Source organism: Pseudomonas sp. UBA6315, assembly GCF_002438125.1.
GTDB lineage: Bacteria > Pseudomonadota > Gammaproteobacteria > Pseudomonadales > Pseudomonadaceae > Aquipseudomonas > Aquipseudomonas faucium.
Genome location: NZ_DJTF01000140.1, coordinates 1 through 14218, shown reverse-complemented (window position 1 = coordinate 14218; position 14218 = coordinate 1). Strand labels below are relative to the sequence as shown.

Below are 14218 nucleotides of genomic sequence, written 5' to 3'. Positions count from 1 at the left end.
TGCTCAGCTGGAAGTGGAAAGTTACGTTCGCATCGCCCTCTTTCGCAGGATCTGCCGTCACCACCACGGTAGTGGTGTCGATGGTGTCCGTGACCTGGGTCACCGCCGGCGTAGTGCTCGGGGTCACCACCAAGCCATTGCCGCCGCTGGTGCCGGTGATGGTGGTGACGATCTGGCCAGCGTCGATGTAAGGCGTGTCATTGGGCGCGATCACGACATTGACGGCGCCGCTGGTCTGGCCGGCGGGAATGACGATGACGCTGCCATTGGACAGCGTGATGGTCAGGTCGCTAAGGGGCGCACGGCCAACGGTGGCGGTATAGACGATGACGCCACCCGCTTCGGTGATCGAAGGGGTGGCGCTGAGGGCCACGCCGGTCGCAAACGGTGTATCGGTGGTCGAGGTGTTCTGCTCGAGGCCGCCCACCTCCTGGGTGGTCAGCCCGGCATTGAAGGCAAGTGGGCCGGTGGGGAAGCCGATGGTCGGGTCTACCGCCCCGGCGGTCTCCTGCAGCATGACGAAACTGTGGCCGCCACCCACGGCGCCGCCGCCAGCCGCCGCTGGGCCGGCTGCGGTCGCTTCGAGCTCGGTGGTCGGGTCGGCGCCAGCAGCAATTGCCTGCTGCAGCTCTTCCACCGACGGCGCAGCCTGAGCGGTAGCCTGGCTCAGATCGGTGCTGCTGTCGGGCGCATCGGCGCTCCACTGGGTATCACGGCCCAGATCGAGCAGGCGGCCGTCGGCCAGCTCCAGGGTAACGGCGCCGCCTGGGCCGGTAAGAACCTCTTCACCGGCCAGCAGGCGATCACCTTCGATCAATACGCGCCGGATGCCTTCTGGGGATACTGCGATGACTTGGCCAACAATACTTTTAACGATGGCTACAACGCTGCTCATTGGACTCTCCGGCTGACCCGATGTGATCTGATTCCAAGCTCCGAGCGGCGCGCAGGGGCCGCTGTCGGGGGAATTGTTTCAATAATGTTTTCGACGTATTTGACGTCAAAATTCTGTCTATAACTCTTGGCGATTAACTTTATGCCAAACTATTGACCTTATCTCCGCCATCCTAAACAATCGGCTATGTAATGTCACATTGATATTTGAACGTTTGCCATCCCTTCCTTTAGTACTAATACCAGTGCCCCCTCGGAAGTCTGCTCAGCGGTCAAATCAGGTTGCCATTTTTTCAGACCTGAACAGCTTCGGCCGTGATTCAGGACAACAGCGCCCCCGGGGGATCAGCAACAATGCGTGCGTCACTGTTTACCGCTCTACCACTAGCCTTTGCCGCCTCTTTGGTACAAGCACAAACCCTGCCCGAAGCCATGCAGAACGCCCTCGACGTACACCCGGAGATCCAGGCCGGGGTCAACGCGCGCGTGGCTGCCGACTACCAGGTACGTGCCGCCAAGGGCGGCTATTTGCCGCGGGTCGATGTGACCGCAGGCTATGGCCGTGAGCGCACCGACAGCCCCAGCACCGGCAATCGCTGGGAAAGCCTCAACCGAGGCGAGTCAGCAATCCGTCTTCGCCAAATGGTTTTTGACGGTTTTGCCACCTCGAGCGAAGTGGGCCGCCAACAAGCCACCGCCAATGCCCGCGCCTACTCGCTGATGGGCACTTCCGAGCGCACCGCACTGGATGTCGCCCAGGTTTACCTCGATGTCCTCTCGCGCCGCGAAATGGTGCGCCTGGCCGAAGAGAACCTGCGCAACCACGAACGCATCCTCGACCAGATCAAGCTGCGCACCAGCCGCGGCGTCGGCCGCCTGGCCGACCTCGACCAGGCCGAGGCGCGCCTGGCACAAGCCCGCAACAACCTGATCACCGAGCAGACCAACCTGGCCGATGCCAACACCAACTACCTCAGCGTCGTTGGCCGGATGCCGGAAGAACTGAGCGCACCCGCACCTTTCATCGACATGCTCCCGGCCACGCTGGAAGAGGCACGCGCGCAAATGGTAGAAAGCAGCCCCGTGCTGCGTTCCGCCGAGTCGGATATCGCCGCGGCAGAAAAGCAGTACGACGCTGCGAAGTCGAGCTTCTATCCACGCTTCGATGCAGAACTCGGACGAACGGCTGATAACAACCTCGATGGCGCGGTTGGCCACAACAACGAGTGGCAGGCCATGCTGCGCATGAACTTCAACCTGTATGCCGGCGGCAGCAACAAGGCCGACCTCGAATCGAAGTCGTACCTGGCCAACCAGGCGCTGGACATTCGCAACAATGCCCTGCGCCAGCTCAATGAAGAACTGGGCCTGGCCTGGAATGCTCAAGAGAACGCCAACGCCCAGGTGCCGATCGCCCAGCAGTACGTGGACCACAGCAACCGGGTGCGCAGCGCCTACCAGCAGCAGTTCAGCCTCGGCGAACGGACCCTGCTCGACCTGCTCGACAGCGAGAATGAAACCTTCACCGCACAGCGCCGTCTGGTAGAGGTGAAGAACATACAATTGTTTACTCAGTACCGAATCAAGGCGACCATTGGCCAGCTGCTCAAGAGCCAGGGCGTCGTAGCGCCGATGGCCACCGTTGTGCAGAACGATTTGAAACCGCGGGTGAACCTGCCAGGCATGAACTGAGGCGCACCCGATCCATCTACCACAAGGATGAAGAGAGCGCCGCGTGGAATCCGAAGTCAGTCGAGTTCAACTCAGCCACGATCCACGCAGTCAGCATGACGACCCCTTGCTGGATAGTCTGCTGACCCTGTGTGTCCTGCATCAGAAGCCCGCCAGCCGGGCGATGCTGACCACCGGCCTGCCCTTGCCGGCCCAGCGCCTGAACGCCGAGCTGCTGCCCCGTGCAGCGGCGCGCGCGGGGCTGCAGGGCCGCCTGCTGCAGCGCAAGCTGGAGCAGATCCCGAGCATCGCCATGCCGGCCATGTTGCTGCTCAAGGAGGGCCGCAGCGCCATCCTGGTGGGCTGGGAAAACACCGACACCGCGCGCCTGCTGCTCAGCGAGAGCGACGGTGGCGAGGTGCTGGTCAGCCGCGAGGCGCTGCAGGACGACTACAGCGGTAAGGTGTTCTTCGCCCAGCCGCAGCATAAGTTCGACGTCAACCACGGCAACCTCATCCCGCGGGCGCGCTCCTGGTTCCGCGACACGTTGCTGCGCAGCAAGTGGCTGTACATCGATGCCATCGCCGCCAGCCTGGTGATCAACCTGATCGCCCTGGCCGCGCCGCTGTTCGTGATGAACGTGTACGACCGCGTGGTGCCCAACCAGGCCACCGCAACGCTGTGGGTACTGGCTGCGGGCATCGGCTTTGCCTACGTCTTCGACCTGATTCTCAAAGGGCTGCGCGGGTTGTGCCTGGACCTTGCCGGGAAGAAGACCGACCTGATCATTTCGGCCACGCTGTTCGAGCGCATCGTCGGCATGTCGATGAAGTATCGCCCGGCGCGGGTCGGCAGCTTTGCCCAGAACATCCACGAGTTCCAGGGCCTGCGCGACTTCCTCGCCTCGCTCACGCTGACCACGCTGATCGATTTGCCCTTCACGCTGCTGATCCTGCTGGTGATCGCGATCATCGGCGGGCACCTGGTGTGGATCCCGATCCTCGCCTTCCCGCTGGCCCTGGGCATCGGCTATGCGCTGCAGAAACCGTTGATGGCGACCATGGAACGCACCATGGCCCTGGCCTCGGAGCGTCAGTCGAGCCTGATCGAAACCCTGGCGGGCCTGGATGCGGTCAAGGTCAACAACGCCGAGAGCGAACGCCAGTACATGTGGGAGCAGACCCTCGGCACCCTCAGCCGCCTGGAGTTGCGGGTCAAGGTGCTGTCGAGCCTGGCCATGAACATCACCATGCTCATCCAGCAGTTGGCGGGTGTGGCGATGATCTGCGTCGGCGTGTACCTGATCATCGACGGCCAGCTCAGCATGGGCGGCCTGGTGGCCTGCTACATGCTCAGCGGCCGTGCGCTCGGCCCGCTGGGTTCGCTCAACGGCTTGCTGGCGCGTTACCAGCAGGCCAAGGTGACCATGGTCTCGACCGACCAGATGATGGAGCTGCCGCAAGAGCGCAACTTCGAGGAGCGCCCACTGAGCCGCCAGGTGCTGCAGGGCGCGATCGAGTTCCGCGGCGTCGACTTCACCTACCCCAACCAGCAAAACCAGGCGCTCAGGGGCATCAACCTGAACATCCGCCCGGGCGAGAAGGTCGGCATCATCGGCCGCAGCGGTTCGGGCAAGAGCTCGCTGGCCAAGCTCATCGTCGGCCTCTACGAAGCGGACAATGGCTCGTTGCTGGTCGATGGCGTGGACATTCGCCAGATCGACGTCAGTGAACTGCGCCACAACATCGGCTACGTCCCCCAGGACATCCAACTGCTGGCCGGGACCTTGCGTGACAACCTGGTCAGCGGCGCCCGCTACATCGAGGACGAGCTGATCCTGCAGGCCGCCGAGCTGGCCGGCGTGCACGAATTCGCCCGCCTGCACCCCGACGGCTACGAGCTGCAGGTCGGCGAGCGCGGCCAGAACCTTTCCGGCGGCCAGCGGCAGAACGTCGCCCTGGCCCGGGCACTGCTGCTCAACCCGCAGATCCTGCTGCTCGACGAGCCCACCAGTGCCATGGACAACACCGGTGAAGAACGCCTCAAGCAACGCCTGGGCGCGGTGATCGAAGGCAAGACCGTGTTGCTGGTGACCCACCGGGCTTCGTTGCTGTCGCTGGTGGACCGGTTGATCGTCATCGACCGTGGACAGATCGTCGCGGACGGCCCGAAAGCCGCCGTCATGGATGCGCTGAAGAAGGGGCAGATCAGTGTTGCATAAGCTGGATATGGGGCGTTTCAAGGACAGCCTGCGCCGCTACTTCAAGGGCTCCGAGTCACTTGCCGGGCAGCCGCTGCCCGAGGTCAACAAGGCGCTGATCGAAGACGCGCCGCGCATCGTGCGCCTGACCATCTGGGGCATCATCGCGTTCTTCGTGGTGATGATCATCTGGGCCAGCGTGGCGCCGATCGACGAGGTGACCCGCGGCGAAGGCAAGGCCATTCCCTCCTCCAAGGTGCAGAAGATCCAGAACCTGGAAGGCGGCATCGTCGCGCAGATCTATGCCAAGGAAGGGGAAATCGTCGAGGTCGGCCAGCCGCTGCTGCGCCTGGATGAAACCCGCTTTGCCTCCAACGTCGACGAAACCGAGGCCTCGCGCCTGGCCATGGCGCTGCGCGTGCAACGCCTGAGCGCCGAGGTGGACGACAAGCCCCTGCAGATCGACGAAGAACTGCGCAAGGCCGCGCCGAGCCAGGCGGCCAGCGAGCAGTCGCTGTACCAGAGCCGGCGCCAGCAGCTGCAGGACGAAATCAGCGGCCTGGAACAGCAACTGGTGCAGAAGCAGCAGGAGCTGCGCGAGTTCACTTCCAAGCGCGCCCAGTACGCCAACAGCCTGCAGCTGCTGCGCCAGGAAATCGCCATGTCCGAGCCCCTGGTGGCCCAGGGCGCGATCTCCCAGGTGGAAGTGCTGCGCCTGCGCCGCGCCGAGGTGGAAAACCGCGGCCAGATGGACTCGACCGCACTGGCCATCCCGCGTGCCGAAGCGGCGATCAAGGAAGTCCAGAGCAAGATCGAAGAAACCCGCGGCAAGTTCCGCAGCGAAGCCCTGACCCAGCTGAACGAGGCCCGTACCGAGCTGAACAAGGCCACGGCCACCGGCAAGGCCCTGGACGACCGGGTGCACCGCACCATGGTGACCTCGCCGGTACGGGGTATCGTCAAGCAGCTGCTGGTGAACACCGTCGGCGGCGTGATCCAGCCGGGCAGCGACATCATCGAGATCGTGCCGCTGGATGACACCCTGGTGGTGGAGGCGAAGATCCTGCCCAAGGACATCGCCTTCCTGCACCCGGGGCAGGAAGCCACGGTCAAGTTCACGGCGTATGACTACACCATCTACGGCGGGTTGAAGGCGAAGCTGGAGCAGATCGGTGCCGACACCATCACCGATGAAGACAAGAAGACCACCTACTACCTGATCAAGCTGCGCACCGAGAAGAGCCACCTGGGCACCGAGGACAAACCATTGCTGATCATCCCCGGGATGGTGGCCACGGTGGATATCATGACCGGCAAGAAGACCATCATGAGCTACCTGCTCAAGCCGATCATGAAGGCCCGCTCCGAGGCCCTGCGCGAGCGCTGAGGCGGCCAGCCTGAGGGTGTGATGCACCCACCCTCAGGCTTCTTTGAGCTTTCAGCGCCAGGGCGCCGGCTCGCCCACCAGCTGGCCTTGAATGCCTTCCACACCCATCTCCAGCAGCACCTGCCGCTCGCCTTCGGTCTCGACCCGCTCGGCGATCAGCGGCAGGTCGATGCTGTGCGCCGCGCGCTGGATCGCCTCGATGAACAGGCGCTTGTGCTGTTCGTGGTCGATGTCGCGAATGTAGCTGCCGTCGATCTTCAGGTAGGCCAGGCCCAGATGCGCCAGGTTGCCGATCATGCTGAAACGCCCGCCAAAACGCTGCAGCGCCAGCCCGAAACCTAGGCCGTGCAGGCGCCGGGTCAGTTGCTCGAGCACGGCCTGGACAGGCAACTGCTCTTCGCCGATTTCCAGCACCAGGCGCGGCCCCAGGGCGCTGTGCTGGCCAAGCAGTTCGTACACCCGCTGCAGGGCCTTGGGGTCGGCGAGCGTTGCGGCGGAGAGGTTCAGCGCCAGCACCTGGTCATGGCTGCGCAGGTGCGCCAGCACCTTTTCCAGCACCAACAGGTCCAGCCGCGGCATCCAGCCGAAGCGCTCCAGCCAGGGTAGGAAGCGGCCGGCCGGCAGCGCCTCGCCCTGGTCATCGTGCAGCCTTGAAATGACTTTGTGGTGCAGCACGCGCTCAACCGCCCGGCAATCGACCACCGGCTGGAAGAACAGCTCGAACTGGCCTTTGACGAAGGCCTGGTCGAGCCGCGTGTGCCAGTCGTGATGGCTGTCACCGGCAACCGCTGCCGCACCCTGCTCCAGGCACACCCAACCTGGCGTCGGCTGGTTTTCGGCACGCGCCAGGGCCTCGTCGGCGAGCTTGAGCAGCGCTTGCGGGGCGTCGCCCGGGCTGAAGGGGGCAAGGCCGATGCAGGCAACCGGGTCGACGTCGGTGGCGCCGGTCTCGTGCAGGCTCTGCAAGGTGGCTTCGAGGGCCTGGGCGAGCTGCACGGCCTCTTCGTGCACCATGCCGGGCGCCAGCACCGCGAATTCACCGCCGCGGCTGCGGGAGATCAGGTCGTTGGTCTCGGGGAAGGTGGCACAGGTGCGCCGCAGCTGCTCGCCCACCGCCTGCAGCAGCTGGTCGGTGCGCTGGCCACCGAGGCGAGCATTGAGGCCGGCAAGGTCTTGCACGCGCAGCAGCAGCAGGTAGCCGGCGCGTGCATCTTCCAGGTTGCTGACCCGGGTGTTGAGCTGCATCTCGAAGTAGCGGCGGTTGGACAGCCCGGTGAGGCTGTCCTGGTACGACTCGCTACGCAGGCGCTCACTGCGTTCGGCCTGTTCGGTAAACAGCGCCTTGAGCTTCTCGACCATCTGGTTCATCGCCTGCACCACGCGCCGCAGCTCTGGCGTGCGCGGCAGCTCTGGCAGGCTGAGGAACTCGCGACGGGCAATGGCGTGGGATTGCTCGACCATGTAGTCCAGCGGGCGCAGCTGGCGGCGCAGCAGCAAGGCACCGAGCACAGCGCTCGCCGCCCCGCACAGCAGCAGCCAGCCAAGGCTGCCCAGTGCGCTCTGCCAAAGCTTGCCGATGGCGAACATCGGATGGCTGATCACCTCCACCCGCGCCGCCTGCTGCCAGCCGCGGCTGACGATGGCATCGCCGCCAGCCGGCTCCAGGCCGATCAGGTGGATGAACCAGGCCGGCACGCCACCTGGGTCCGGTTCGGCATGGCGCTCGACCAGCACGGCGTTGGAGCCCATGTCGATGACCTTTATGCTCGCGTAATAGCCACTGTCGAAGATCGAGCTGACCATCAGCTCGACCATGGCCGGGTCGTCGATGTTCGGCGTCAGCGACAACGCCAGCGCGGTGGCTGCATCCTGGGCATGCGAGCGCAATTGGTTGACGTACTGGCTGCGCGAACTCTCCAGGCTGACCATGAAGCTGCCGCTGAACGCGACTACCAGGAACAGGCAAATGGCCAACAGCAATTGTTTGAACAGTGACATCTGTGCTCCTTCAGTAAACCGGTTCGGCCGGGAACCCTTCGGCCTGCATTTTCTTCAGCACGTCCTGCCAGCGTGACAGGCGCTTGGTGTCGCCGACTTTCTTGTTGCCCGCGGCCCCCGTCAGCCACAGGCCTTCGCCGTTGAAGGCATACACCGGCAACAGGTCGGTACGCTGGCTGGCCGGCTTGATCGCGTCCATCAGGCTGTCGAGCACCAGGGGCTGGGCCTGTGGGCTTGAATAATAGGTCAGCACCATGTGCGCCCGGTTCTGGCGCAGGGCCTTGACGTAGGTGATGCGCAGTTTTTCGCTGGGCACGCCCATGCGGCGCAGGCTGAAGTACTTGGCAATGGCGTAGTCTTCGCAGTCGCCGGCACCTTTGATCAGTGCCTGGATCGGCGTGGCCCAGTAATCGACTTCGTGCCACAGGTCGATGTCTTCGACATAACGCAATTGCTGGTTGAAGAACAGGTTGACCGCCTGCAGGCGCTGCAGTTCGGTGCCCTGGCCTTGCGTGGCCATCAGCTGCTGCCAGGCGTCGATCCGGCCCTTGCCGGCGCCCAGCGGGCCATACAGGGCCTGGGCCTTGCGGCTGATCTGGGCAAAATCCCAATCCGCATGCAAACCGCCCAGCAGCAAGCTGCCGAGCAGCACGGCAAGGCCGAGACGTCGCATGGCGGTTTTGAGCACCCAGGGTATCGCCACTGCGAAGACCTGTTCTGACCGATCGAAAGCAGCGATGGTGCGGTGTGCCAGCGCAAAAGACAATGGCACCCTGCAATCATGGCACCGGCAGTCGGCCAGCCATCACTTTCTTGCTAGCGCTTTAGTCGGTGTCGCTTCCTTTGCCGGCCGACTTCATCCACCATATCCGTGGTCTTGCTTCGCACGCCCCCGTGCGTTGGTTTGACAAGCCCCCTTGCCAATCACTAGTGTCATTGGATCCAACTTTCTTCGTCGAGGCAGACTCCGCGTGGCCGAGAAAATCAAACTGAGTAATGTGCTGGTAAGCGAACAGGTACCGGCGCACCTGGCCCGTGGCGTGATCGAAGAGCGCCTGCGCAGCGCCATCCTCGATGGGCGCCTGCCGCCCGGTACCGCCGTGCGTCAACAGGAACTGGCCACCTTGTATGGCGTCAGCCGCATGCCTGTGCGCGAAGCCCTGCGCCAGCTGGAGGCGCAATCGCTGCTGACCGTGGAGATGCACAAGGGCGCGGTGGTGGCGCCGCTGATCGGCGAGGACGCGGTCGATACCTATGAGCTGCGGGTGCTGCTGGAAAGCGAAGCCCTGCGCCAGTCCATCCCGCTGCTCGAGCCCGAGGACATCGCCAGCGCCCGTGGCTACATCGAGCAACTGGAAAACGAAACCCGCCATGCCGAGATCGGCCGCCTCAACCGGCTGCTGCACATGGCCTTGTACAGCAAGGCATCGAACCAGAAGCTGCTGCGCCTGATCGAGAACGAGCTCAACGAGGAAGAGCGCTTCCTGCGTTTCCACCTGTCATCGATGGGGCTGGGCAAGCTGACCCAGGACGACCACAACGCCTTGGTCGATGCCGCCAGCGACAAGCAGGTGGAGCTTGCCGTGAGCGTGCTGGAGCAGCATCTGAACCATGGCGCGCGGGTGATCCGCAATTATCTGGACAAGCAGGCAGCCCGCTGACGGCCCGGCCTGCAAATGACGGTTGCAAACCAACCCCGCCGCGGCAAACAATGAGACTAATTATCATTTATGCCGATGGCTCGTCATGCCCTCCAACGACTCCGTGCACGCGCTCTACAGTGACCACCACAGCTGGCTGAACACCTGGCTGCGCAGCCAGCTGGGCAATGCCGCCGATGCTGCGGACCTGGCCCAGGATACCTTCGTGCGCTTGCTGCAACGCCGGGATCAACTGCAACTGCACACCCCGCGTGCCTTCCTGCGCACCGTGGCGCGCGGCCTGGTGATCGACCACTGGCGGCGCGAGGAACTGCACCGCGCCTACCTCGAAGCCCTGGCTCAGCTACCCGAGGCCCAGGCACCCTCGGCCGAAACCCGCGAGCTGCTGCTGGAGCTGCTCGAACGCATCGCGCGCATGCTCGACGGGCTCAAGCCAAAGGTGCGCCAGGCGTTCCTGCTGGCCCAGTGCGAAGGGTTGAGCCACCAGGCCGTGGCCGAGCGGTTGGGCGTGTCGCTGCGTTCTGTGGAGCGCTATGTGGCCGATGCGCTGTATCACTGTTACCTGCTTCGCTACGCAGACGAGCCGTAACGTGGCGCCCTCCCCTGAGGCCGTGAAACAGGCCATCCACTGGATGCTCAGCCTGCGTGAACAGGGCAACGACCCGTCATTGGCGCAGCAGTGCGAGCGCTGGCGCAACGCCGCGCCGGAACATGAGCTGGCCTGGCAACGGGTGATGCGCCTGCACCAGGATCTCGACCTGCGCGCCATACCCGGCGCCGGCGTCGCCTTGCAGACACTGGAGACCAGCCAGCGCCGGCTGCATCGGCGCCAGGCGCTCAAGCTGCTCGGCGGGGTGGCCTTGGTAGGCTCGGCGAGCTGGCTGGCCAGGGACCTGCAGAGCGTCAGCGCCTGGGCCTCGGACTACGCCACCGCAACCGGAGAACGCCGCAGCCTGCGCTTGCCCGATGGCTCGCTGCTGCAGCTCAACACGCGCAGCGCCGTGGACCTGGCCTTCACCGAGCAGCAGCGGCTGGTCCGCCTGAAGCAGGGTGAGTTGATGCTCAGCTGCAGCGAAACCGCAGACCCGGGGCGCCCGCTGCTGGTGCAATCACGCGATGCGCTGGTGGAGGGTTTTGCCGGGCGCTTCGTGGTGCGCCAGGACGAGGACTGCACGCGGGTCAGCGTCACCGCTGGCAAGGTGGCGGTGCATCAACCAGGGGGTGAGCTGCAGTGGATCGGTAACGGCCAGGATTGGCGGGTGGATGCCTCGGGCGCCAGGCGCCTGGAGCAGGTTGCCATGGACGCCGCAGCCTGGAGCGAGGGGCTGATCGTCACCCGGGACATGCGCCTGGCAGATTTCCTGACCCAGGTGAGCCGCTATCGCCATGGCTACCTCGCCTGCGATGAAGATATCGCCGACCTGCGCCTGTCGGGGGTGTTCCGCCTGGAAGACCCGGAGCAGCTGCTGCAGCTGCTGCCGCAGACGCTGCCGGTGCAACTGCGCCAACGTACCCGCTGGTGGATACGCCTCGAGCGCCTGAGCTGACACTCGCTACGGTAAATAACTGGCGGGTTTTGCTTCACCGTCCGGCAAGGACAGTAAACCAACCTTTCTGCCCTTGACCCCTCGACGGACCTCACGATGCCCATCGCCTCACCTTCTGCTCACGCTCTTCACAAGAATGATTTTCGACCTTCTTTAGATTCACCTCTGTTGTGCAAGGCGATACGTGCCGCCCTCTTCGGCACGGCACTGGGTCTGGCAGGCCTGCCGGGCGTGGCATCGGCCGCCGAGCCGGTGCAGGTGAGCCAGCCCTATGCAATCCCGCCAGGGCCGCTGGATGAGGTGCTCAATCAATTTGCGCGGCAGGCAGGCATCACCCTGTCGAGTACCCCGCAAATGACCGGCGAGCTGCGCTCCAGCGGTCTGCAAGGCCATTACTCGACTGACCAGGCGCTACGCCAGCTGCTCAACGGTACCGGCCTGGAAGCCGTCGGCCAGGGCGGCCACAGCTACGTGCTGCGTGCCCAGCCTGAGGATGCCGCGCTGTCACTGCCGGACACCGATGTGCGCAGTTTCAGCCTCGGCAATGCGCTGGGCAGCATGGAGGGCTACAACGCCACCCATAGCCAGGTGGCGACCAAGACCAGCATGCCGCTGGTGGAAACCTCGCAATCGGTATCGGTGGTGACCCGCCAGCAGATCGATGACCAAGGCTCGCAAACCGTCGCCCAGGCCATGCGCTACACCCCTGGGGTGCTGACCAACCCCTATGGCGCCACCCACCGTTATGACTACGTGGCCATGCGCGGCTTCAATGACGGCTCGGTGGACAACATCTACGTCGATGGCCTCAAGTCGATGGGCGACAACGGCACCTACAGCACCATGCAGGTGGACCCTTACTTCCTCGAGCGTATCGACATACTCAAGGGCCCCTCCTCGGTGCTTTATGGCCGCAGCTCGCCGGGCGGGCTGGTGGCCCTTACCACCAAGAAGCCGCTGTTCGAGGCCTATCACCAGGTGCAGGCGACCGTGGGCACCCAGGGGCAGCGAGGCATGGGCTTCGACTTCAGCGGCCCGCTGGATGACGACAAGCGCATTGCCTATCGCCTGACCGGGCTCGCGGATGCATCCGACACGCAGTTCGACCATAACAAGGAAGAGCGCTACGCCATCGCACCGGCAATCAGCATCGACTTCAGCGAAGACACTTCGCTGACCCTGCAGGCCTATCTGCAGCACGACCCCAACGGTGGCTACCATGGCGGCAACCCGGCGGATGGCATGCTGCACAAGCGCAATGGCCAGCGCCTGTCGGATCACTTCTTCGAAGGCGAGCCGGGCATCGACAACTACGAGCGCACCCAGCAGTCGTTCAGCTACCAGTTCGAGCACCGCTTCAACGACGTGTTCACTGCGCGGCAGAACTTCCGTTACCAGGATTCCGACGTGACGATGGACCAGGTCTACTCGGCCGGGTGGGCCGATGCCGACAGCAATATCCTCAACCGCGCCTATACCGGCGGGGACGAGCGGCTGCATTCCTACATCATCGACAACATGCTGCAGGCCGAATTCTTCACAGGCCCGGCCAAGCACACGCTGCTGCTGGGCACCGACTATCAGCGGCGCAAGGCCGACGTGGCCTGGCGCTATGGCACGGTCGATCCGCTGGACGCCAGTCACCCGCAGTACGGCAATGGCAACCTGCAGGTGCTGGGCGAAAACCGCTATCAGCGCCGCCTGCAACAGACTGGGGTATACCTGCAGGACCTGGTCGAGCTGGACCAGTGGCGCTTCTCGCTGGGCCTGCGCCAGGACTGGGTGAGGGTTTCGGAAGAGAACCGTGACAGCGATACCAAGGTCAGCGACGAGCGCAGCAAGTTCACGACCCGGGCGGGTGTGCTCTATCTGTTCGAGAACGGCATCGCGCCCTATGTCAGCTACTCGGAGTCGTTCAACCCCAACACCGTCTCCGATCAGGACGGGCGGCCGCTGGCACCGACCGAAGGCACCCAGTGGGAGGCGGGTATCAAGTACCAGCCACCGGGCAGCGACAACTTGTTCACCGCCTCGGTCTTCCACATCGAGCAGGAGAACCTGGCGTCCAAGCAGCCGGACGAGAACTTCTATCGGCCTGTGGGTGAAGTGCGCTCGCAAGGCCTGGAGCTGGAGGCCCATGTACAGGTGACCGACAACCTGAAGCTGCTGGGTGGCTACACCTTTACCGATATCGAGTATGCCAAGTCGATGCCGAGCCTGGTCGCCGGCAATCTCGACAACAAGGGCCATTCGCCGACCCAGGCGCCCAAGCAGATGTTCTCGTTGTGGGCTGATTACAACTTCCGCCAGGGCCCGCTGGATGGCCTGCGCCTGGGCGGCGGAGTGCGTTATGTGGGGTACAGCTGGGTGGATGCGGAAAACAGCATGAAGGTGCCCTCCTACACGCTGTTCGACGCTTCGGTGGGCTATGACCTGGGCAAGGTCGGGCTCAAGGGTGTGGACGTGCGCCTGAACGCCAACAACCTCACCAACGAAACCTACATCACCTCGTGCGCCAGCCTGAACTACTGCTACATGGGTGAAGAGCGCAATGTCAGCGCGACGGTCAGCTACCAGTTCTGACCACCCGGAAAAGACAAAGCCCCTGTCTGCAGTGCAGACAGGGGCTTTGGTTTTGAATCTTGACGATGACCTACTCTCACATGGGGAAACCCCACACTACCATCGGCGATGCATCGTTTCACTGCTGAGTTCGGGATGGGATCAGGTGGTTCCAATGCTCTATGGTCGTCAAGAAATTCTGTGTGCTGGCCCGTCCCTCGGGACGTGCCTGCGAATCTCTATGGCTTCTACTTAAAGACAAAACCCCTACCTGCTTGCGCAGATAGGGGTTTTGCGA

Annotated in this window: 10 protein-coding genes and 1 rRNA gene; 7 read left to right on the top strand and 4 right to left on the bottom strand. The window is 63.8% G+C overall.

Annotation, left to right across the window (positions count from 1 at the left end; translation table 11 throughout):
* The coding region (locus B3E94_RS16670; protein WP_286914378.1) for a retention module-containing protein at nt 1-895 on the bottom strand (895 nt) is incomplete at its 3' end.
* A 353-nt stretch (nt 896-1248) separates the two neighbouring features.
* On the opposite strand from B3E94_RS16670, the gene B3E94_RS16665 reads away from it, so the two are divergent.
* The 3 genes from B3E94_RS16665 to B3E94_RS16655 are packed head-to-tail and all read left to right on the top strand — an operon-like array spanning nt 1249 to nt 6152.
* Nucleotides 1249-2586 (top strand): TolC family outer membrane protein, encoded by a 1338-nt coding sequence (locus B3E94_RS16665; protein WP_236235957.1) that lies wholly within the window; start codon nt 1249-1251, stop codon nt 2584-2586.
* 43 nt (nt 2587-2629) lie between these two features.
* Complete coding sequence (locus B3E94_RS16660) at nt 2630-4786, top strand: type I secretion system permease/ATPase (protein WP_286914376.1); 2157 nt, start codon at nt 2630-2632, stop codon at nt 4784-4786.
* 7 nt (nt 4787-4793) lie between these two features.
* Complete coding sequence (locus B3E94_RS16655; RefSeq protein ID WP_176515982.1) at nt 4794-6152, top strand: HlyD family type I secretion periplasmic adaptor subunit; 1359 nt, start codon at nt 4794-4796, stop codon at nt 6150-6152.
* A 51-nt stretch (nt 6153-6203) separates the two neighbouring features.
* Here the strand turns inward: B3E94_RS16655 and lapD are convergent, their stop codons facing one another.
* Together lapD and lapG are read right to left on the bottom strand one after the other, a co-directional pair.
* Nucleotides 6204-8150, bottom strand: a complete 1947-nt coding sequence (gene lapD / locus B3E94_RS16650; protein ID WP_176515971.1) for a cyclic di-GMP receptor LapD — start codon at nt 8148-8150, stop codon at nt 6204-6206.
* 10 nt (nt 8151-8160) lie between these two features.
* On the bottom strand, nt 8161-8922 hold the full coding sequence (lapG, locus tag B3E94_RS16645) for a cysteine protease LapG (protein ID WP_176515973.1): 762 nt from the start codon (nt 8920-8922) through the stop codon (nt 8161-8163).
* Between the two features lie 199 nt (nt 8923-9121).
* On the opposite strand from lapG, the gene B3E94_RS16640 reads away from it, so the two are divergent.
* The 4 genes from B3E94_RS16640 to B3E94_RS16625 all read left to right on the top strand — a co-directional run bounded on the left by B3E94_RS16640 (nt 9122) and on the right by B3E94_RS16625 (nt 13941).
* Complete coding sequence (locus tag B3E94_RS16640; protein ID WP_236235955.1) at nt 9122-9811, top strand: GntR family transcriptional regulator; 690 nt, start codon at nt 9122-9124, stop codon at nt 9809-9811.
* An 85-nt stretch (nt 9812-9896) separates the two neighbouring features.
* On the top strand, nt 9897-10400 hold the full coding sequence (locus B3E94_RS16635) for a sigma-70 family RNA polymerase sigma factor (RefSeq protein WP_176515978.1): 504 nt from the start codon (nt 9897-9899) through the stop codon (nt 10398-10400).
* The gene (locus tag B3E94_RS16630; protein ID WP_313395712.1) at nt 10354-11358 is read left to right on the top strand and encodes a FecR family protein; all 1005 of its coding nucleotides are present in this window, start codon (nt 10354-10356) and stop codon (nt 11356-11358) included. The genes B3E94_RS16635 and B3E94_RS16630 overlap by 47 nt, the downstream gene beginning before the upstream one ends.
* Nucleotides 11359-11526: 168 nt before the next feature.
* Nucleotides 11527-13941, top strand: a complete 2415-nt coding sequence (locus B3E94_RS16625) for a TonB-dependent siderophore receptor (RefSeq protein ID WP_286914373.1) — start codon at nt 11527-11529, stop codon at nt 13939-13941.
* A 57-nt stretch (nt 13942-13998) separates the two neighbouring features.
* Here the strand turns inward: B3E94_RS16625 and rrf are convergent.
* Nucleotides 13999-14114: ribosomal RNA gene (rrf, locus tag B3E94_RS16620) — 5S ribosomal RNA — on the bottom strand.
* Between the last annotated feature and the right edge of the window lie 104 nt (nt 14115-14218).